Genomic DNA, 18247 nt, shown 5'->3' on the forward strand with positions numbered 1-18247 from the left:
GGTCGTCCCGGCGGGACGCTACTCGCGGACCGGCGCTCCCGCCGGGACCACCGGCTCCTCGACCGGCACGTCCTCCTTGCGGCCCAGGGCGCTCGGCCACCACATGTGCCGCCCCACGTCGAGGTTCAAGGCGGTGACGAGCACCGACCGGACCACGAGCGTGTCGAGCAGGACGCCGAACGCGACCGCGAACCCGATCTCCGCGAACGCGACCACGGGCAGCGTGCCCAGCACCGCGAACGTCCCCGCGAGCACCAGGCCGGCCGACGTGATCACCGCGCCCGTCGCGGCGAGCCCGATCAGCGCCCCGCGCCGCGTCCCGACGCGCAGCGACTCCTCGCGCACCCGGGTCATGAGGAAGATGTTGTAGTCGATCCCGAGCGCGACGAGGAACACGAACACGAACAGCGGCAGCGACGTGTCGGCGCCCTCGAACCCGAACACGTACGTGAACACGAGCGCGCTCACGCCCAGGGCCGCGGTGAAGGACAGCACCACGGTCGCGACGAGGATCAACGGCGCCGTGATCGCCCGCAGGAGCAGCGCCAGGATCACCAGCACGGTCAGCAGGATGATCGGGATGATGAGCATGTTGTCCGCGGCCGAGGCGCGCTGGACGTCGAGCGTGATCGCGCTCGCCCCGCCCACCTGGGCGTCGGCGTCCGGGACGGCGTGGACCGCGTCCCGGACCCGGTCGACCGTGTCGTAGGCGGCGCGGGAGTCCGGCTCGGACGTGAGCGTGCCCTCCATGTACGCGTAGCCGCCGCTCGTCACGGGCTCGGTCACGGTCGACGCGTCGATCCCCTCGGTCCCCGCGAACGCGTCGTGCACCGCAGCCACGGCCGTGGGCGACGACGCGTCCGCGACGACCACCACGGGAGACCCCGACCCGGCCGGGAAGTGCTCGCTGAGGACCTGCTCCCCCACGATCGACGGCTGCTCCCCCCGGAACGACTCGGCGCTCGACAGCCCGTTCGCGTCGAGCTGCGTGATCCCCAGACCCAGCACGGCCAGGACGATCGACGTCACGACCCACACGCGCCGCGGGCGCCTCGCGATGCGGTTGCCCAGCCGCGCCCAGACGCCGTGCTCGGTCGGCTCGTCGTCGCCCAGGTGCGGCACGCGCGGCCAGAACACCCACCGGCCCGTCGCGACCAGGAGCGCGGGCAGGAGCGTCAGCATGACCAGCAGCGCGACCACGATCCCGACCGCCGCGACCGGCCCCAGCCCGGCCGTCGAGCTCATCTGCGCGAACAGCAGGCACAGCATGCCGATCGCGACCGTCGCACCGCTCGCGACGATCGCCGGGCCCGCGCGGTGCAGCGCGAGCGCCATGGCCTCGTGCCGGTCCTCGTGACGACGGAGCTCCTCCCGGTAGCGCGCGACGAGCAGCAGGGCGTAGTCCGTCCCCGCACCGAAGACCAGGACCGTGAGGATGCCCGCGCTCTGCGCGTTCACGGTCAGGCCCGTGGTGTCCGCGAGGACGTAGATCACGGCCTGCGACACGGTCAGGGCGACGCCCGCCGAGACCACGGGCAGGAGCCACAGCGTGGGGCTGCGGTACGTCAGCAGCAGGATCACGATCACGACCCCCGCCGCCGCGTACAGCAGCGTCGAGTCGATGCCCTCGAACGCCTCGGACGAGTCCGCCGCCGCGCCGGCCGGGCCCGTCACGTAGACGTCCATGCCGTTCGCGCCGTCCTCGGCCGTGGCCCGCAGGTCCGCGACGGCGTCCGCCGCGAGGTTCCACCCCTCGCTGCCCAGGTCGAGGGGCACGATCACCTGGGCGGCCTGCCCGTCCTCCGACGGGACCGGCCCGACGACGTCCCCGTCCAGCGTGTCGAGCTCACCGAACGTCGCGACGTCCTGGGAGACCGCCGCGAGGTCCTCGGGCGTGAGGCCCGACTCGCGCACGTAGACCAGGACCGCGGGGATCGTGTTGGGCGAGGTGAAGCTGCTCGCGACGTCGAGCACCTGCGTCGACTCGGCGTTCGCCGGGAGCCAGGACTTGGCGTCGTTGTCCTGCGCGCCCGTGAGCTTGCCCGCGAGCGGCGCCGTGAGCGCCAGGACGACCGCCCAGAAGGCGATGACGACCCACTTGGCATAGCGGTGCGTGATCCAGCCGGCGATGCGAGACATGGTCTCTCCCCGAGACTCCCGGTGCACTTCGGCGCGAGATTCCAGCGCACACCCGCGAGGGGGTGGGTGTCAACGGGTGGATCCGGCAGGCGGCCCACCTCCGGGCCGGACGTACCGGGTCAAGCCCCCCGGGTCAGGTCGGGGCGCCGGCCCGCTCCGTCCGACTGCGCAGCCGCGCCCGCACCGCGTAGATCCCGACGATGACTCCCACGAGCACCAGGGTCGAGGCGAGCTGGACGCGCGCGGCGTCGTCGAACAGCATGAGGACGATCAGCCCCGCGAGCCCGGCGAGCGTCGCCCACGTGAGCCACGGGTAGGCCCACATGCGCAGCGTCATCCTCTCGGCGCCGCCCGCGGCGGCCTCGATGCGTGGACGCAGCCTGAGCTGCGAGACCGCGATGAACACCCAGATGACGAGCAGCGCGGACCCCACGGCGTTGAGCAGGATGCCCAGGACCTCGCCCGGCAGCAGCCAGTTCAGGCCCACGGACACGAGGCCGAAGAACACCGACAGCAGCACGGCCACCCAGGGCACCCCGGTCGGCGACACCTTGGTCAGCGCGCGGTGACCGTCGCCCCGGCCGGCGAGCGAGAAGGCCATGCGCGAGGTGCCGTAGACGTTGGCGTTGAACGCCGACAGCAGCGCCACGACGACCACGGCCTCCATGAGGCGGGCCGCGCTCGGCAGCCCCGCGAGGTCGAGCACCGCGACGAACGGGCCGCTCAGCAGCTCGGGCGCGTCCCACGGCAGGACCAGCGCCATGATCGCGACCGCACCGACGTAGAAGAACAGGATGCGCCACACGATCGACCGGGTCGCGGTCACGATCGCCTTCTGCGGCTCGCGCGCCTCGGCCGCGGCGATCGTCACGATCTCGATCCCGCCGAACGCGAAGACCACGACGAGCAGGCCCGCCGCGATGCCCGGGATCCCGTTCGGCGCGAAGCCCGCGAACGACGCCGGGTCGCCGAAGACGTTGGTCGTCCCCACCGGGTCCGTGCCGGGCAGCCAGCCCGCCACGAGCAGCACCCCGATCACGAGGAAGCCGATGATCGCGGCGACCTTGATGAACGCGAACCAGAACTCGAACTCGCCGAAGTGCTTGACGCCCCACAGGTTCACGACCGCGAACACCCCGACGAACACGAGCGCGACGACCCACTGCGGCACGCCCGGCACCCAGCCCGACACGATCTGCGCGGCGCCCGTGATCTCCGCGCCCAGCACCATGATGAGCGTGAACCAGTAGAGCCACCCCAGGGTGAACCCGGCCCAGCGCCCCAGCGCCGTCTCGGCGTACACCGAGAACGAGCCGCTCGACGGCACGGCCGACGCCATCTCCGCGAGCATGCGCATCACGAGGATCACGAGCAGCCCCGCGACGGCGTACGAGACCAGGACGGCAGGGCCCGCGGTCGCGATCCCGACACCGCTGCCCAGGAACAGGCCCGCCCCGATCGCGGAGCCCAGACCCATCATCGTCAGGTGCCGGGTGCGCAGGCCGTGCGAGAGCTGCTCGCCGCCGGGGGCGGGGGGCTCGGCCGGGTGCGCGGCGTCGTCGGGCAGGGAGGTGGAGAGTCCGTCAGGAGAGCCCGACGGCGCAGGTGCGTTGGTCATGGAGGTGCGGTCTGTCCGTGGTCGAGGAAGGACGCCGAGGCGGCGACGTTCCACGGTACCCGGCATCGGGCGTCTGGCCGGCCCCCGGTGCGCTCTGGGCGAACCGACCACGCATCGTTGCCCCGAGCGACATACGTTCGAGGGGTTCGCCCGTCCGACCACCTGGAGGCAGCACGATGAAGGTCCTGTACACCGCCGAAGCCCTCGCCACAGGAGAGGGCCGCAACGGCCACGTCCGCTCGACCGACGGACGCCTCGACGTCGACGTGGCCGTGCCCAAGGAGATGGGCGGCAGCGGCGACGGGTCCAACCCCGAGCAGCTCTTCGCCGCCGGCTACGCGGCCTGCTTCCACTCGGCCCTGCTGGGCATCGCGCGCCAGCGCAAGATCACGGTCGCGGACTCCGCGATCGGCGCGAGCGTCTCGATCGGCCCCCTCGACGGCGGCGGATACACGCTCGCCGTGCACCTCGAGGCCAGCCTGCCCGGCGTCGAGCGCGCCGTGGCCCAGGAGCTCATCGAGGCCGCGCACCAGGTCTGCCCCTACTCGAACGCGACCCGCGGCAACATCGACGTCACCGTGACCGTGGTCGAGGAGTAGGACGCCCGCCGCCTCAGCAGGCGGCCCCGGCCTCCACGGTGCACGGTGGAGGGACAGCCCGCACGCAACCGGAGGAGAACCATGAAGATCGCCCTGATCGGCGCCCACGGCAAGGTCGGCCGACTGCTCGTCCCCCTGCTCGCGGACCACGGGCACGAGGTGAGCGGGATCGTCCGCTCGGAGTCGCAGCTCCCGCTCGTCGAAGAGCTCGGCGGGACCCCCCTGCTGCTCGACGTCGAGCACGCGTCGACCGAGGAGATCACCGAGGCGCTGCGCGGCCACGACGCCGTCGTGTGGTCCGCCGGGGCCGGCGGCGGGAGCCCGGAGCGGACCTACGCCGTCGACCGGGATGCCGCGATCCGCTCCATGGACGCCGCCGCGGCCGCCGGGGCGCAGCGGTACGTCATGGTGTCGTGGATCGGCTCGGTGCCGGACCATGGCGTCGCGTCCGACAGCAGCTTCTTCCCGTACGCCGACGCGAAGCTCGCCGCCGACGACCACCTGCGCGGCACCGACCTCGACTGGACGATCCTCGGCCCCGGGACCCTGACGAACGACGACGCCACGGGCATGATCACGGTCGACGCCGAAGAGGGGAGGACGTCTCGCGGCAACGTCGCACTGGTCGTCGCACAGGCGCTGCGGTCCCCGTCGACTGTGGGGGAGTTCGTCCGGTTCGTCGATGGCGAAACGCCCGTGCTGGAGGTGTTCGGCCAGTAGCCGCGGACCCCTAGGTGCCGAGAACGGGGTTGAGGTCGCCATGAGGCTGATGACGACCTCAACCCCGTTCTGGACCGCGGGCAACCTCGTGGTCGACGGGCCGTCCGGCCGCTGAGACCGCGGGTCGCCCGCCCCGGACGGCGGCGGTGAGCGCGCAGGACGGAGGTACGGTCGAGGCTCCGCCCGACCGGGCTCCCGAGCCTCGGCCGGGCCCGACCACCCGCCCGACCCCGAGGAGCCACCGGTGAGCAAGGCCAACCCCACGCGCTGGGAGCAGAAGACCGCCGTGAACCCGTCCCACTCGACCTGGTACGTCGAACGGTTCCGCGCCATGGCCGCCCAGGGAGCCGACCTCGCGGGCGAGGCACGGCTCGTCGACGCCATGCTGCCGCGCGGTGCCCGGGTCCTCGACGCCGGGAGCGGACCGGGCCGCGTGGGCGCCGAGCTCGCGGCGCGCGGGCACACCGTGGTGGGCGTCGACGTCGACCCCGTGCTCATCGAGGCCGCCGAGGCCGACCACCCCGGGTCGACGTGGCTCGTCGGGGACATCGCCGAGCTCGACCTGCCCGCCGTGGGGGTCGGAGAACCGTTCGACGTGATCGTGTGCGCCGGCAACGTCGTGACGTTCCTCGCGCCGGGCACCGAGGTCGAGGTCCTGCGCCGCTTCCGCGCCCACCTGGCGCCGGGGGGACGGGCCGTGGTCGGGTTCGGGGCCGGGCGCGGGTACGCGTTCGACGCGTTCTTCGCCGACGCCGCCGAGGCCGGGCTCGAGGTCCAGCTCAAGCTCTCGACGTGGGACCTGCGGCCGTTCGCGGACGACAGCGACTTCCTGGTCGCGGTGCTGGGCTGACGCCCGGCGCCGAACCCGACGTTCGTCAGGCGACTGGTCCCTGGTGCCCGACGAACCTCGGGTTCGGCACCCGGGGGGTGTTCGTCGACGGCGAACGCAGATCTGGAATTGAGCGTAGGCGACTCAAGTTGTACCGGTCAGAGGTTCATCACCGACCGAAGGAGTCACCATGACCACCACCCTCACCACCGGCCCCGCATTCGACCGCGCCCTGCGTGACCTCCTCACCCCGCGCCCCGTGGCAGGCGTCCCGGCCCACGCCGACGTCTACCAGGACGGCGAGGACCTGGTCGCACGCTTCGACCTGCCGGGCATCGACCCCGCCCAGGACGTCACGGTCGAGGTCGAGGGCCGCAAGCTCGTCGTGCGCGGCGAGCGCAAGGACGAGCGTGCCGAGGAGGCCGACGGCCGTCGCGTCCGCGAGGTCCGCTACGGCGCGTTCCACCGCGTCGTGACCCTCCCCAAGGCCGCCGACGCGGACGCGATCAGCGCCCGCTACGACGCAGGTGTCCTGACCGTCACCGTCTCCGGCGTCTACGCCGGCACGACGCCGCAGCGCATCGAGGTCACGACCTCCGCGTCCTGACGGTCCCAGACTCCCGGCCACAGGCCACCCCCCTTCAGCCTGCGGTGCGGTGAGACCGACGGGGCCGGTGCGAGAGCACCGGCCCCGTCGTGCTGTCCACGGTCGCTGGTCGCTGTCGGGCGACCGGTGTCAGGCGGCGGCGCCCGGCTCCCCCGCGTCCGCGACCATGGCCGTGCTCACGTCCCACAGCTCGGCCGCGAGCCGCGCGTCACCCACGAGAGGGTGGGTCGTGGCGACCTTGCGCTTCACGAAGTAGTTCCCGGGCTCCCAGTCGACCCCGGGCGTCGACGTCGCGAGCCACACGAGCGTGTCCGCTCCCTTGGCCGACGACGCCAGGAAGCGGCTCAGCACGCTCTGGTACAGGACGCGCATGCTGCTCGTCGACGTCGCCGCGAAGTTCGTCGCGACCACCCCGGGGTGGAACGCCGCGGCCGAGATCCCGGACGCCCGGTACCGGCGGTCGAGCTCGCGCGTGAACAGGTTCACCGCGAGCTTCGCGTTGCCGTACGCGGTGTTCGGCGCGTACCCGCGCTCGGACTCGAGGTCGTCGAGGTGGAAGTCGCTGAAGATCCGGTGCGCGGCGCTGCTCGTGCTGACGACGCTCGCACGGCTCTCCTCGAGCCGGTCGAGCAGCAGCGTCGTGAGGAGGAACGGGGCAAGGTGGTTGACCTGGAACGTGAGCTCGTGACCGTCCTCGGAGACCTGACGGTCGGCCATGATGCCGCCCGCGTTGTTCGCGAGGACGTCGATCCGTTCGTAGCGCTCCAGGAGGTCCGCCGCGAGCGCCCGCACGTCGCTCAGGCGCGCGAAGTCCGCCACGAGGAAGTCGGCGCCCAGCTCGCGTGCGACGGCTGCGGTCTTCTCGGGCGAGCGCCCGACGACCACGACCTCGTGCCCCTCCGCCGTGAGCTGCCGGGCGGCTGCGGCGCCTATCCCGTCGCTCGCCCCGGTGATGACGATGGTCCTGCGCGCCATGGTTCTCCGCATCGTGTGGTGTCGTGGCTCGAGAGCGGGCCGGCGTGACCGTCTCGCGCGGTCGCCCCGCTCCCTTCGGAGCCTAGGTCGCCGGGCTGCTGCGTCGCACGGCGAGCGACGGTCGTCACCCCGGCTCGCGGTCGCCCGCCGTGGCCGGGATCGAGCCGCGTGCCGCCCGCTCGACGGCGGCTGGGCAGCATGCCCGGCGACGTCGGGCGAACGGTGCAACGCTGGGGCGATGGACCAGATCGTCTCCTCGGGCGGCGAGGGGTCGGACGCCGACGAGGCCGTCGACCACCTGTTCGCCCTGCCCCTCGACGGGTTCGTCGCGGCTCGCAACGCCGCAGCGAAGGAGACAGCCGCGGGCGGTGACGCGGTCGGCGCCGCCCGGCTCCGGGCACTGACCAAGCCGACCGTCGCGGCGTGGGTCGTCAACCAGGTCGCACGCTCGCACGCCGCGCAGGTCGCCGACCTCGTGGCCCTCGGGGACGAGCTGCGCGCGGCGACCGAGGCACGGGACCGGGCACGGCTCACCGAGCTCGACCACGAGCGCCGACGACAGGTCGACGCCCTGGTCACGGAGGTCTCACGGGCGGGCGAGGTCGGTGGGCGCGCGGTGTCGGGCGAGGTGCTGCGGCGACTGGGCGAGACGCTGACCGCCGCGGTCATGGACCGCGACGCCGGCGCCCTCGTCGAGGCCGGCCGGCTCACGCAGGCGTTGCAGTACGTCGGGTTCGGGATCGTGGACGAGTCCGGCGAGACCGCGGACGTGGTGTCGCTGAGCGCGGAACGCGAGGCGCGCCGGGGCCCCGGGGCGGGTGCCGGTGGCGCGGCACGCGCCGGCGGCGGGACGCGGGGGAAGCAGGCGGAGACCGCGCGGGCGCGTACCGGGGAGGGCGCCGGTACCGAGCACCCTGGATCGGACACCGATCTCGCCGCCGCCGAGCGTGACGTCGCCGCGGCAGCCGCGGAGATCGACCACCTCGAAGGCCGCCGCGACCAGGCCGCCGACGTCGTGCGGGAGGCGAGCGACGCCGTCGGGCCGCTGGACGCGCGCCTCAGCGCGCTCGACGAGCAGATCGCCCGCCTGACCGCCGAACGCGACGAGGTCCGTGGTGCGCTCGACGAGGCGCGGGGCGCCCTCGCCGAGGCCGAGGAGGAGCTCGCCGCGGTCGACCGCGACCTGGCGGCCGCCGAGGAGACGGCCGAGGAGGTGAGGCGGCGGCGCCGGGCGGTGCGGGGCAGGTCCTGATGCCGCAGTGCGTGCGACGTCTGGACGGTCAGTCGCTGGTGGGCGGAGCGGTGCGCTCGGGGATCTGGACCCTGATCGAGACCTGGTCGTCGCCCAGCGGCGGCGTCGTGGGCGGCGTCGTCGCGGGGCTGGTCGGGCTGGGGGTGGGCGTCGGTTCGACGGGCGGCGTGGTCGGTGGCGACGTCGGGGTGCTCGTCACGCTGGGCGTCGGGGTGGGCTGGCCGGGGACGGGCCCCTTGCACCCCGCGAGGACTGCGGCGGACAGCAGGACCGTGGCCGTGACGACACCAGTGCGCACTACAGCTCCCCGTTGAATTGGTATGTCCGTACAGGTTAGGAATGATCCGCGCGTATCGCTCGGCGACATGCGCCCCACCGAGCCCTATGCGGGGACTTCACCCCGCAGCCAGAACCTGGCACGCTGTCCCCCGTGCCCGGATTCGCCGTGATCGACCTCGAGACCACAGGGTTCTCGCCCCGCCAGCACGACCGCATCGCCGAGGTCGCCGTCGTCCTCACCGATGCCGCCGGTCGCGTCCAGGACGAGTGGTGCACGCTCGTCAACCCCGAGCGCGACCTCGGACCGCAGCACGTGCACGGTATCAGCGCCGCCGACGTCGGGCTCGCGCCCACGTTCGACGTCGTCGCACCGCACCTCGCGCGGCTCCTCGAGGGGCGCGTGATCGTCGCGCACAACGCGAGCTTCGACACCCGGTTCCTGCGCGCAGAGTTCGGCCGCGTCGGGCTGCCCGTGGGGATCGACCCGCTCGCGTGCCTGTGCACCATGCGCCTCGCCGGGACGTTCCTGCCGTCCGCACCGCGCGGGCTCGCGATCTGCTGCGAGCTCGCAGGAGTCGTGCACGACGGCGCCCACTCGGCTCTCGGCGACGCCCGCGCCACCGCCGGTCTCCTCGAGCACTACCTGGGGCTCGACGACACCGACCCGCTCTGGGCCGTCGCGCACGAGGCATCCGCGACCCACGCATGGCCCGGGCTCCCGGTGTCCGGCGCCTTCACCCCCGTGCTGCGCGGCGCGAGCCGCCCCACCGGGCACTGGCTCTCCGGCCTGTCCGACCGCCTCGACCGCGTCCCCTTCCCCGTCGAGGCCGACGACTACCTCGCGCTCCTCGACCTCGCCCTGCTCGACCGGTACGTGTCGTTCACCGAGCGCGGCGCCCTGCTCGCCGCGGCCGAGGAGGCCGGGCTCAGCCGCGCACAGGTCGAGTCCCTGCACCACGGCTACCTCGACGCACTCGCACGCGTCGCCCTGCTCGACGGCGTGCTCTCGGACGACGAGGTCGCAGACCTCCACGAGGTCGCCGGCCAGCTCGGCATGGACGCCGACGACGTCGCGGCAGCGGTCGGGCGCGCGGCGTCCGGCCCGGTGCTCGCCACCCTGCCCGACGGCGGAGCGCACCTGGGCGCGGAGGTGAGCGACGCCGTCGGGCCGGGTGAGGACGACGGGACTGGTGGAGCCGACACGCCGGGCGGGGCTGCCGCACTGGGTGTGGCCGTCGCGACCGTGGCCGACAGGCCTCGGTTCGCGCTGACGCGAGGCGACGAGATCGTGCTGACCGGGGCCATGACGCGGCCCCGCGAGGACTGGGAGCGCGAGGCGCGTGCTGCCGGACTGTCGCCCTGGCCGAACGTCACCAAGCGCACGCGCGTCGTGATCGCGGCCGACCCGGACTCGCTGTCCGGGAAGGCGCGGACCGCGCGGCGGTACGGGATCCCGGTCGTGAGCGAGCGGGTGTTCGAGGAGCTGCTGGGGCGGGTCGGATAGCGCCTCCTCCGAGAAGCCGGGAGCCGCCAGGCGACCCTGTGAGAACGAGTGCGACGCCGGCGTTCACAATCCAGGCTCAGACGACCTCGATCGTGCACCTCATACCGGGAGCACGCGCGATTCTCGCGTCCCCGGTGACCAGGAGCGCATCGAGCCGTTCAGCAAGCGCGACGTAGGTGGCGTCGTAGGTACTGAGGTTCGCTCCGAGTGCCCATGCGCGCTCACCGAAGGCTTCGAAGGGCCAGAGCTCGACCGGCAACCGCCTCAGCGCGTCGAGCGCGATGCGCGCCTCCCCGTCGGAAAGCAGTCCCGCATTGCGCCGACGACGCAGGACGTTCGACACCTCGTACGGAAGCAACGACGGCGCAACGAGCGTCGCTCCTCGATGGCGATACGCTCAGGCGCGCACGAGTTCCGCGAGCTTCTGCCGGGTCTCCGGATCGACCGAGTAGATCAGCGTCCCGACCATGCCTCGGGAAAGGAGCACCTTGTAGACGTTGCGGACGAGCCGGTCGAAGTCCCCATCGCTCACGTTCTTGCGGGACTTGAAGTCCGGGTCCTTGTTCTCGTCTCGGCGGCTCACCCATCGATCCGTCCGCCACACGAGGTCCGGACCGAGGATCACCCCGTTCCAGTCGTACTCGAATCCTTGAGCCGTGTAGACGCAACCGACCTGGTCGAAGCCGTTCGGGTCCGAGGCCCACAGGGGTGCAGGCGGCGCCTCACCGACCCGACGGTCTCCCTTGACGTTCCAGGGGCGCGACCACTCCCCGATCCTCACGTCGCTCACGAGCGCGCCATCGACCGGATCACTCCACCGCCAGCAGTATCCGGCAGTCATCCTCGCGCCATAGCCGTTCCGGCGGTGTGCAGCGAGCCGGCTCTCGAGCTCCTCGGGGGAATCGACCACATCGACCCCGAAGCGGTCGTCCCCCGCCCACGGGATGGGGCCGCCGGGCTTCAGGTCGAGAAGCCGCAGGACCCACTCGATGTAGGCATCGCTGCCACCTGCCCGGAACTGGGCGTTGAGGTCGATCTGCTCGACCTCCATCCCCAGCTCCGTCGCACGATCGCGGATGCTCTCGATCGTCCCGTTCTCGCCGCTGCGGACGACCTGGTGCTCGTCCAGGAGGAAGACCGGGACGCGGGCCGCCGCGAGGAGCTCGTCGATCTGGGGCCGCGCCCTGTCGCGAATCTCCTTCTTGGTGTAGCGGTTGACCGACTTCTCGCGGATGCGGTGCGCCTCGTCGAGGATCAGCACATCGAGGCCGTTGGTCTCCGCATCGATGAAGCTGTTGAAGTACTTGAAGAGCGACTGGGTCCGCGTGGAGCCCTTGCCCGCAACCTTGCGCATGGTCTGCGTGAAGCTCTGCGAGCCGGTCGCGTGCAGCACTTCTCGTCCCTCGCGCGCGAGCTGCCCCAGGAGCGACAAGGCGATGACGCTCTTCCCCGAGCCCGGGCCACCTGTGATGACCACCGCCGTCTTGGTGTTGCTGCGGCGAGCGCGCTTGACGGCGCGCAGGACGATGTCGTGCGCAACTCGCTGTTCGTCGAGGAGCCTGAACTGCTCGCGGTCGCGGATCTCTGCCGCTGCGACGGTCAGCAGCTGCTTCGACGGCCCGACGGCGGACTCCAGCAGCAGGTCAGCCGCCGCCTTGCCGTCGCTCGGGGCAAGGCGTGATCGCAGATGAGCGTGGAGCGCTCCCCGCTGGCTGGACGTGAAGAGCGGCGCCCGATCGACGGCAGCGGCAACCGTGAGGTCCTCGATCCCGCCGTCGGCCGCGTTGTGCAGGTACGCGAGGCCGGTGATCCGGTCCGTGTCCGACTCCAGAGACTTGGTGAAGTCGAGCATGTAGTCGACGTAGTCGGCGACCTGGATGCTCGGGTGGATCCCCTGCCGGTACCGGGCACCGTCGATCTCCACGAGGGTGTCCGAGTCAGCTGACATGCGAGCGCGGGACCACTGCTTCAGCTCGACGACCACGTAGGACGGGTCGCCGCTCGTAGGATGCACGCCAGCGAGGACGACGTCGGCACGCTTCGACGAGAGCGGGAGTCGGTACTCGAGCAGGACCTCAACGTCCCCCAGACCCGCATCGTGCAGATCTCGCGCAAGAACCGGCAGCGAGTTGCGCCAGGAACGGCGCTCCGGCAATGCCGGTACCCCGAGCCCCTGAGCCACGAAGTGCCGCTCCAGCTCCTGCTCGACGATGGAGAACTCACCGGAGGCGAGCTCCGCGAGCGCAGCGGCAGAGTAACGAACAGTCCCGGACAACATGACCCCTTGGGCAGCACGAATGATCGTGCGGAGGGGGACATGTGCGAGGAGGCAAGGCCTCCGAGCAAGTCCGTCGGTACCGCTGGCTGGAGGATAGCGCGACTGGGGTCAGGTCAGAGACGGTCGATCCAGGCGTCGACGTACCACCCGGTTTGAGAGCGACCTTGCGTGGACACGGTCGATCCGTTCCAGTTCATCCGACCATCGCGGCCGGGTTCGCGCGAACTCCCGCGAGGAGCGTCGCGTCAGGGTAGTGGCCGATGTCCAGGCTGTGTACGGCGCGCCGCGCGAACTGTCGCCTCGACCTCACGTGCGATAAGCGCAACGTCAGCATGCTCCCAGAATCTGAGCACCGTCCACCCTGCGTCGGCAAGGAGTCGGTCGGAGTCCCGGTCGCGCGCTTGATTGGTGGCGATCTTCGTCTGCCACCAGGCAGCGTTTGATTGCGGTTGGGTCCCGTGCACCGGACACCCGTGCCAGAAACAACCGTCGATGAACACTGCCACCTTCGCTCCCACGAATGCGATGTCGATCGTCCGACGTCTCTGCCCCGGGATGGGATAGACGACCCGATACCGCAGCCCAGCCGCGTAGAGGGCTCGACGTGCAGCAACCTCCGGGGCTGTGTCTCTGCGTCTTGCGTGAGACATCCGAGAGGAGACGGCTGGCGACGACGAACCCGGATGCGGCGGAACAGAAGGAATCGGTGTCAGCGTGTCCATCTACCGATGATCGGTGAGGCGCGAGAAGCGGTCCAGTCGCCCTCCCGCGTCCCTGGCCTCAGCGAATCTCGACCTACCCCTCGCAACGACCGACTCGAGCCTGTCGTCAGGGCTCACTCGAGCACCGCCCGTTCTTCTGGCGTTCCTTGAGCGTGCTGTCCACGTCCGCAAGGAGCGCGCCATCGGCCCCGATCTGGTCGACGATGACAGATCCCACTCCACGTTCAAACCGAAGCTCGTCCGATACGACCGGAAATGTGTCGAGCGGCTACCACCGTTGTCGTTGACGCCGGGACTGCAACTACGAGACGGATCGCGGTCCTGTCGGTGGAGGCGCCCGAGACCCCGACCGTGCCACGCAGCCGCCGCAGTAAGTCTGTGGTTTTTCGGGCCGTTGTCAGCGACGGGAAGACCGAGCGCCATGCAGAGCTTGAGTACTTGTCGACAGAGGCCTGGGATGCGCACGACGCTGGCGCTGGCGACGTCATGGGCCGAATGAGGATCGGCGAACCGTCTGTGACGATCCGCACCGAGTTCTTCAAGCCCGAGAAGGGCCGCTACCTTCACCCAACTGAAGATCGCCCGATTACGCATTACGAGGCCGCGCGACTTCAGGGATTCCCTGATAGTTTTCAGTGGTGCGGGTCAAAGATCGAAATCGCCAAGCAGATCGGTAACGCCGTTCCTGTCGCACTTGGACGAGTTATTGCCGGATCGATCTATTCCTATCTTAGACAGGGGGCCTGATCGCGTCGCAACGGGTCAGCTGGCTTCCGGTTTTCCGACGAGCACAGGGCTCCGCATCTTAGGTAGCGGTTTCAGTGCACCCATATCAAGAGCATCTGCGGTAATTTAACCCTAGGCTCATGCGCGACTTGGCGCACTATGGCATCCTCGCTCGGTCTCCATGGCACCTTGCTGGCGGCAGATCGTGCCAACCTGCAACGGCGTGTCGACCGTTCACCCCGGCCAGGTACACGCTCGATTGTGACGGTCCACCGTTCAGAGGCCAGATCTCTATGGCCCAACGTCCGGCAGGGGGCGACGATCTGCCAAGCTGTCCTGCATGGAGAGCAGCTCACCCCGGCGGGCATGGCTACTCATGGCCGCAGGCGACAACCGCGGACATGGCGGCAACGCTGGATATGACGACCAGTACGACGCCTACTACTCGTGGGACAGCAAGGTTCCGAATCATCGGAACCTTCGCACCGGTGACCCCATCGCTCTCTGGGACAAGGAGCGGCTCCTCGGGGTCTCCGTGATCGAGGAGATCGAGACACGACGCGGCCCGAAGGTCTTGAATCGTTGCCCAGCGTGCCACAAGACTCGCATCCATGAGCGCACGACGGTCGAGCCACGATGGCGATGCTCGAAGTGCTTTCACGAGTTCCCCACTCCTGACGTGACAGTCGTAGAGGTGGACCAGTACGTAGCGCGATACGACGCCGCCTGGACGTCACTCCACGGTCTCCTGCGGAAGGACGAGATCAGGTCGGTCCAAATGAACGCCATTGACATCAACGCGATGCGCCCACTGGACTGGGCTGCCTTCAGTGAAGTACTCACCGTCAAGGACGCGGCTCGGGCAGTCGAACGTGTAGCTGCACGGATCGAGTTGTCGTGGCTGCCGCCATCTGGTCCACGGGTTGACATGCCTCAGGGCTTCAGCCACACGCTCGTCCGAGTGCGTAGAGGTCAGCAACAGTTCAGAGAGAAGACGCTCGCTGCCCAGGGGAGCGTGTGCGCGTTCACCGGTGCCGCACCTCAGCGTGTCCTAGAGGCTGGACACCTCTACAGCTACGCACAGATAGGAACGCACTATGAGCATGGTGGCCTGATGCTGCGGCGAGACGTTCACCGCCTTTTCGACGACGGACTGATAGCAGTGGACCCCTCACGCCTTCGAATCGACGTCGGGTCGGAGCTCACCCAGTTCCCGCAGTACGCCAGGCTGCACGACGAACACCTGAACGTGGCACTGAGAGACGAGCAGGTGGACTGGTTGGGCAAGCACTGGGAGGAACACCGGGCCCCCATGGCTCCGGCACCGATCGAACGTCACCGTTCTCGCACAGCGCCATCGGTCGAGACCCCATGACCCCCGGCCACCTCTTCGTCCTCAACGGCCGCCTCGAGGCTCTCGGCGCGGACGCCGTCGTCATCTCGACCGACTCGCGCTTCAGCATCGGCGATCACTGGCGTCCGGCCGCGGGCCTGGGTGCCCGCGAGGACTGGGCCACTATCCGTCCGGACGGCTGGCAGCGCGGCTCCGCGCTCCCGGCGAGCCGCCAGCCTCGGCCCGACCGCCAGGTCTGGTTCCTCGACGCGATCGGCGCGACGCCCGACGAGGTCGGGTGCGCTGCTGCGCGTGCCATCGAGCGGATCGCGTGGGCGGGCACCGAGCGCCTGCGCGCCACCGCCCACGCGGCGGGCCGGGACCTGCCCCTGGTCGCGATCCCGGTCCTCGGCACGGCGGGCGGCGGTCACGACCTCGAGCGAGGCCTGGTCATCGACTCCCTCCTCGCCCACCTCACGGCAGCCGCCGGCGAGCACGGGGTCGACGTCGCGCTCGTCGCGTCGAGCCGGTCCGACTACTCGGCGCTCCAGCACCGCCGCCGGGCCGCAGGACGTCGCGCCCTCCCGCCCAAGGAGCTCGACGACCAGGCTCGCGATCTCGGCGACCGCGCCGCCCGCGGCGACCTCGCCCTCTTCTTCGGCGCCGGCGTGAGCATCGCCGCAGGCCTGCCGTCGTGGGGCGCGCTCCTGGCGAAGCTCGTCGAGGCGATGGATCTCGACATCACGCCCGAGGACCTCAAGGGCCTCGGTTCGCTCGAGCAGGCCGAGCTCCTGCAGGTCACGTTGGCCAAACGGTCGGGTCGGCACGACGAAGCCGCGCGTCGCGACAGCCAGGAGCAGCTGGGCCGCCAGGTCGCAGCAGTCCTCGCCGCGGACGACCTCCGCCCGAGCCTCGCCCACTGCCTGCTCGCGGGCATGCGTATCCCTGAGGCGGTGACCACGAACTACGACCACCTCTACGAGGAGGCGGTCGCGGCGTCGTCGGGCCTTCCTGCCGACCAGCACGACCGCGCGATCTCGACGCTCCCCTGGGACCCCACCGACGCCTCGCGCCCGTGGGTCCTCAAGATGCACGGGGACGTCGACCGTCCGGCGACGATCGTGCTCTCCCGCAGCTCGTTCGTCCGCTACGACACCCGCTGGAAGCCCGTCGGATCGCTCGTGCAGTCGCTCATGATGACCAAGCACCTCCTCGTCGTGGGCGCCTCGATGACCGACGACAACCTGCTCCGCTTCGCCTACGAGGTCGCCGGGCTCCGTGAGGAGCTCGTCGCGGCGGGTGCGCCCGGCGGGCCGGGGAGCGAGATCGGGACCGTCGTCCACCTGGCCGACGACGTGGCCTTCAGCCGTCTCTGGGAGGGTCGTTTCGACGTCGTCGTCGCGTCCCCTCCCCTGCCCGACGACGGCACTCCCGCCCGCGAGACCACCTCCCGTGGGGAGAAGGAGGCCGAGGCTGCGCGTCGGCGTCGGGCCGCCCGGGGCCTGACCGTCTTCCTCGACACCGTGGCGATGCACGCCGAGCGGGACGCCCCGCACCTGCTCGACGACCCCTATCTCCCCGCAGACCCCGACGAGGCCGCGCTCGTGCGGCGGCTCCGCGAGGACGCGCACGCCGTGCGGCAGCGTGCGGACGTCGGGGGCGACCGGAGCGCAGGATGGCGCGAGCTCGCGGAGGCGCTGGAGCGGTTCGGGACCGGGAATTAGTGCCACTTCGCGTCATTCGGCGTTCGAATTCCCTCGACGCGTGCAGATTTCACCCGCTCGGCCCCCCTGCCCGGTGCCAAAGGTCCGTACATTCAGGCTCGCAGACTCACACAGCGACCATGGAGGCACCGTGTCGGCGACCGCAACCGAGAACGCCCCGAACGACTCCGACGACGCCACCGAGTCCCGGGTCGAGAAGGTCGCAGCGCGGCTGACCGCGCTGGTCGGCTCGGTGGTCGCCGACGGAGTGGGCCCCGTGACCGGCTCAGTCGAGTGGGCGGAGTCGCGTCTGGCACGGGTCCAGAAGGAACGGTACGACTCGAGCAAGAAGAGGCAACGAAACCCGGACGAGGACGCCGAGGAGATCGAACGCGTCATCAAGCGCCTCGTCATCGAGTCGACGCAGGCTGCGGGCGCGAACGGCTTCGTCACCGGCCTGGGTGGACTTGTCGCCATGCCGGTCACGATCCCCGCGAACATGGCTGGTGCGCTGATCATCAATGCACGCCTTGCCGGCGCGATCGCCTATCTACGCGGCTACGACCTGCGCGATCCGCACATCCTCACGATGGTCACCCTCGTGTCTGCCGGCTCGACCGCACAGCAGGTACTCAGTGCGTTCGGCGCCAAGGTCGGGCAGCAGTTCGCGCTGGAGGCCATCAAGGCGATCCCCATGAGCGTTCTCCGACAGGTCAACAAGAAGGCGGGCTTCTTTCTCGTCGCGAAGTACGGGACGCAACGGGCAGCGATCACGCTCGCCAAGGTGCTGCCGATCGTTGGTGGTGTCGTCGGCGGAGCGGTGGACGCGACCCTCACTCAGCTCATCGCGCGCACCGCGAAGTCGCTGTTCCCACGCGACATCGACGACATGCCGGAGCGAAAGCCAAGAAGGCGTCGCCGTGACGAGACGGCTGACGGGGTGGCGTGACACCTCGTCCTGGA

16 protein-coding genes and 1 pseudogene are annotated in these 18247 nt (G+C 70.6%); 10 read left to right on the forward strand and 7 right to left on the reverse strand.

The features are described 5' to 3' along the window. Window positions 1–18: 18 nt before the first annotated feature. Window positions 19–2139, reverse strand: a complete 2121-nt coding sequence (locus NHG27_RS08495; protein ID WP_497015844.1) for an MMPL family transporter — start codon at window positions 2137–2139, stop codon at window positions 19–21. Between the two features lie 133 nt (window positions 2140–2272). After that, window positions 2273–3757: an amino acid permease gene (locus tag NHG27_RS08500; RefSeq protein ID WP_497015846.1), complete on the reverse strand. Its 1485-nt coding sequence runs from the start codon at window positions 3755–3757 to the stop codon at window positions 2273–2275. 176 nt (window positions 3758–3933) lie between these two features. Between NHG27_RS08500 and NHG27_RS08505 the strand changes: the two genes are divergently transcribed. The 4 genes from NHG27_RS08505 to NHG27_RS08520 all read left to right on the forward strand — a co-directional run bounded on the left by NHG27_RS08505 (window position 3934) and on the right by NHG27_RS08520 (window position 6512). Beyond that, a complete protein-coding gene (locus tag NHG27_RS08505) occupies window positions 3934–4356 on the forward strand; it encodes an organic hydroperoxide resistance protein (RefSeq protein WP_497015848.1) in 423 nt (140 codons plus the stop codon). 81 nt (window positions 4357–4437) lie between these two features. Then, window positions 4438–5076 carry an SDR family oxidoreductase gene (locus NHG27_RS08510; protein ID WP_497015851.1) on the forward strand — a complete coding sequence of 213 codons (639 nt, stop codon included), beginning with the start codon at window positions 4438–4440 and terminating at the stop codon, window positions 5074–5076. Between the two features lie 244 nt (window positions 5077–5320). Then, complete coding sequence (locus NHG27_RS08515; RefSeq protein WP_497015854.1) at window positions 5321–5926, forward strand: class I SAM-dependent methyltransferase; 606 nt, start codon at window positions 5321–5323, stop codon at window positions 5924–5926. A 169-nt stretch (window positions 5927–6095) separates the two neighbouring features. Next, window positions 6096–6512: an Hsp20/alpha crystallin family protein gene (locus tag NHG27_RS08520; protein WP_497015855.1), complete on the forward strand. Its 417-nt coding sequence runs from the start codon at window positions 6096–6098 to the stop codon at window positions 6510–6512. A gap of 129 nt (window positions 6513–6641) precedes the next feature. Here NHG27_RS08520 and NHG27_RS08525 read toward each other — a convergent pair whose 3' ends face one another. After that, a complete protein-coding gene (locus NHG27_RS08525; RefSeq protein ID WP_497015856.1) occupies window positions 6642–7487 on the reverse strand; it encodes an SDR family NAD(P)-dependent oxidoreductase in 846 nt (281 codons plus the stop codon). A 238-nt stretch (window positions 7488–7725) separates the two neighbouring features. Here NHG27_RS08525 and NHG27_RS08530 point away from each other — a divergent pair, with 238 nt between their 5' ends. After that, window positions 7726–8739: a hypothetical protein gene (locus tag NHG27_RS08530; protein ID WP_497015858.1), complete on the forward strand. Its 1014-nt coding sequence runs from the start codon at window positions 7726–7728 to the stop codon at window positions 8737–8739. Between the two features lie 28 nt (window positions 8740–8767). On the opposite strand, the gene NHG27_RS08535 is transcribed toward NHG27_RS08530, so the two are convergent. Beyond that, complete coding sequence (locus tag NHG27_RS08535) at window positions 8768–9037, reverse strand: hypothetical protein (protein ID WP_497015860.1); 270 nt, start codon at window positions 9035–9037, stop codon at window positions 8768–8770. 132 nt (window positions 9038–9169) lie between these two features. On the opposite strand from NHG27_RS08535, the gene NHG27_RS08540 reads away from it, so the two are divergent. Beyond that, window positions 9170–10522, forward strand: coding sequence for an exonuclease domain-containing protein (locus NHG27_RS08540; protein ID WP_497015862.1), 1353 nt, complete (start codon window positions 9170–9172; stop codon window positions 10520–10522). Between the two features lie 76 nt (window positions 10523–10598). Here NHG27_RS08540 and NHG27_RS08545 read toward each other — a convergent pair. The 3 genes and pseudogenes from NHG27_RS08545 to NHG27_RS08555 all read right to left on the reverse strand — a co-directional run. Further along, window positions 10599–10889 (reverse strand): annotated as a pseudogene (locus NHG27_RS08545) (type II toxin-antitoxin system VapC family toxin); the annotation flags it as partial. A gap of 30 nt (window positions 10890–10919) precedes the next feature. Then, the gene (locus NHG27_RS08550; protein WP_497015864.1) at window positions 10920–12800 is read right to left on the reverse strand and encodes a DNA/RNA helicase domain-containing protein; all 1881 of its coding nucleotides are present in this window, start codon (window positions 12798–12800) and stop codon (window positions 10920–10922) included. Between the two features lie 245 nt (window positions 12801–13045). After that, window positions 13046–13522, reverse strand: a complete 477-nt coding sequence (locus NHG27_RS08555; protein WP_497015865.1) for a very short patch repair endonuclease — start codon at window positions 13520–13522, stop codon at window positions 13046–13048. Between the two features lie 255 nt (window positions 13523–13777). On the opposite strand from NHG27_RS08555, the gene NHG27_RS08560 reads away from it, so the two are divergent. The 4 genes from NHG27_RS08560 to NHG27_RS08575 all read left to right on the forward strand — a co-directional run bounded on the left by NHG27_RS08560 (window position 13778) and on the right by NHG27_RS08575 (window position 18233). Continuing rightward, entirely contained in the window at window positions 13778–14269 is a 492-nt protein-coding gene (locus NHG27_RS08560) for a DNA cytosine methyltransferase (protein WP_497015866.1), read from the forward strand. Window positions 14270–14588: 319 nt separating this feature from the next. Continuing rightward, window positions 14589–15623, forward strand: coding sequence for an HNH endonuclease (locus NHG27_RS08565; RefSeq protein WP_497015868.1), 1035 nt, complete (start codon window positions 14589–14591; stop codon window positions 15621–15623). Continuing rightward, entirely contained in the window at window positions 15620–17305 is a 1686-nt protein-coding gene (locus NHG27_RS08570) for an SIR2 family protein (RefSeq protein WP_497015870.1), read from the forward strand. The genes NHG27_RS08565 and NHG27_RS08570 overlap by 4 nt, the downstream gene beginning before the upstream one ends. Window positions 17306–17435: 130 nt before the next feature. Beyond that, window positions 17436–18233 carry an EcsC family protein gene (locus tag NHG27_RS08575; RefSeq protein ID WP_497015872.1) on the forward strand — a complete coding sequence of 266 codons (798 nt, stop codon included), beginning with the start codon at window positions 17436–17438 and terminating at the stop codon, window positions 18231–18233. The last annotated feature ends 14 nt before the right edge of the window (window positions 18234–18247 follow it).

The organism is Oerskovia sp. 140933, assembly GCF_059651515.1.

Coding starts and splice junctions, on each gene's coding strand:
- NHG27_RS08495 (WP_497015844.1), bottom strand. CDS start 2,139: ATGTCTCGCATCGCCGGCTGGATCACGCACCGCTATGCCAAGTGGGTC.
- NHG27_RS08500 (WP_497015846.1), bottom strand. CDS start 3,757: ATGACCAACGCACCTGCGCCGTCGGGCTCTCCTGACGGACTCTCCACC.
- NHG27_RS08505 (WP_497015848.1), top strand. CDS start 3,934: ATGAAGGTCCTGTACACCGCCGAAGCCCTCGCCACAGGAGAGGGCCGC.
- NHG27_RS08510 (WP_497015851.1), top strand. CDS start 4,438: ATGAAGATCGCCCTGATCGGCGCCCACGGCAAGGTCGGCCGACTGCTC.
- NHG27_RS08520 (WP_497015855.1), top strand. CDS start 6,096: ATGACCACCACCCTCACCACCGGCCCCGCATTCGACCGCGCCCTGCGT.
- NHG27_RS08525 (WP_497015856.1), bottom strand. CDS start 7,487: ATGGCGCGCAGGACCATCGTCATCACCGGGGCGAGCGACGGGATAGGC.
- NHG27_RS08530 (WP_497015858.1), top strand. CDS start 7,726: ATGGACCAGATCGTCTCCTCGGGCGGCGAGGGGTCGGACGCCGACGAG.
- NHG27_RS08550 (WP_497015864.1), bottom strand. CDS start 12,800: ATGTTGTCCGGGACTGTTCGTTACTCTGCCGCTGCGCTCGCGGAGCTC.
- NHG27_RS08555 (WP_497015865.1), bottom strand. CDS start 13,522: ATGGACACGCTGACACCGATTCCTTCTGTTCCGCCGCATCCGGGTTCG.
- NHG27_RS08560 (WP_497015866.1), top strand. CDS start 13,778: ATGTGTCGAGCGGCTACCACCGTTGTCGTTGACGCCGGGACTGCAACT.
- NHG27_RS08565 (WP_497015868.1), top strand. CDS start 14,589: ATGGAGAGCAGCTCACCCCGGCGGGCATGGCTACTCATGGCCGCAGGC.
- NHG27_RS08570 (WP_497015870.1), top strand. CDS start 15,620: ATGACCCCCGGCCACCTCTTCGTCCTCAACGGCCGCCTCGAGGCTCTC.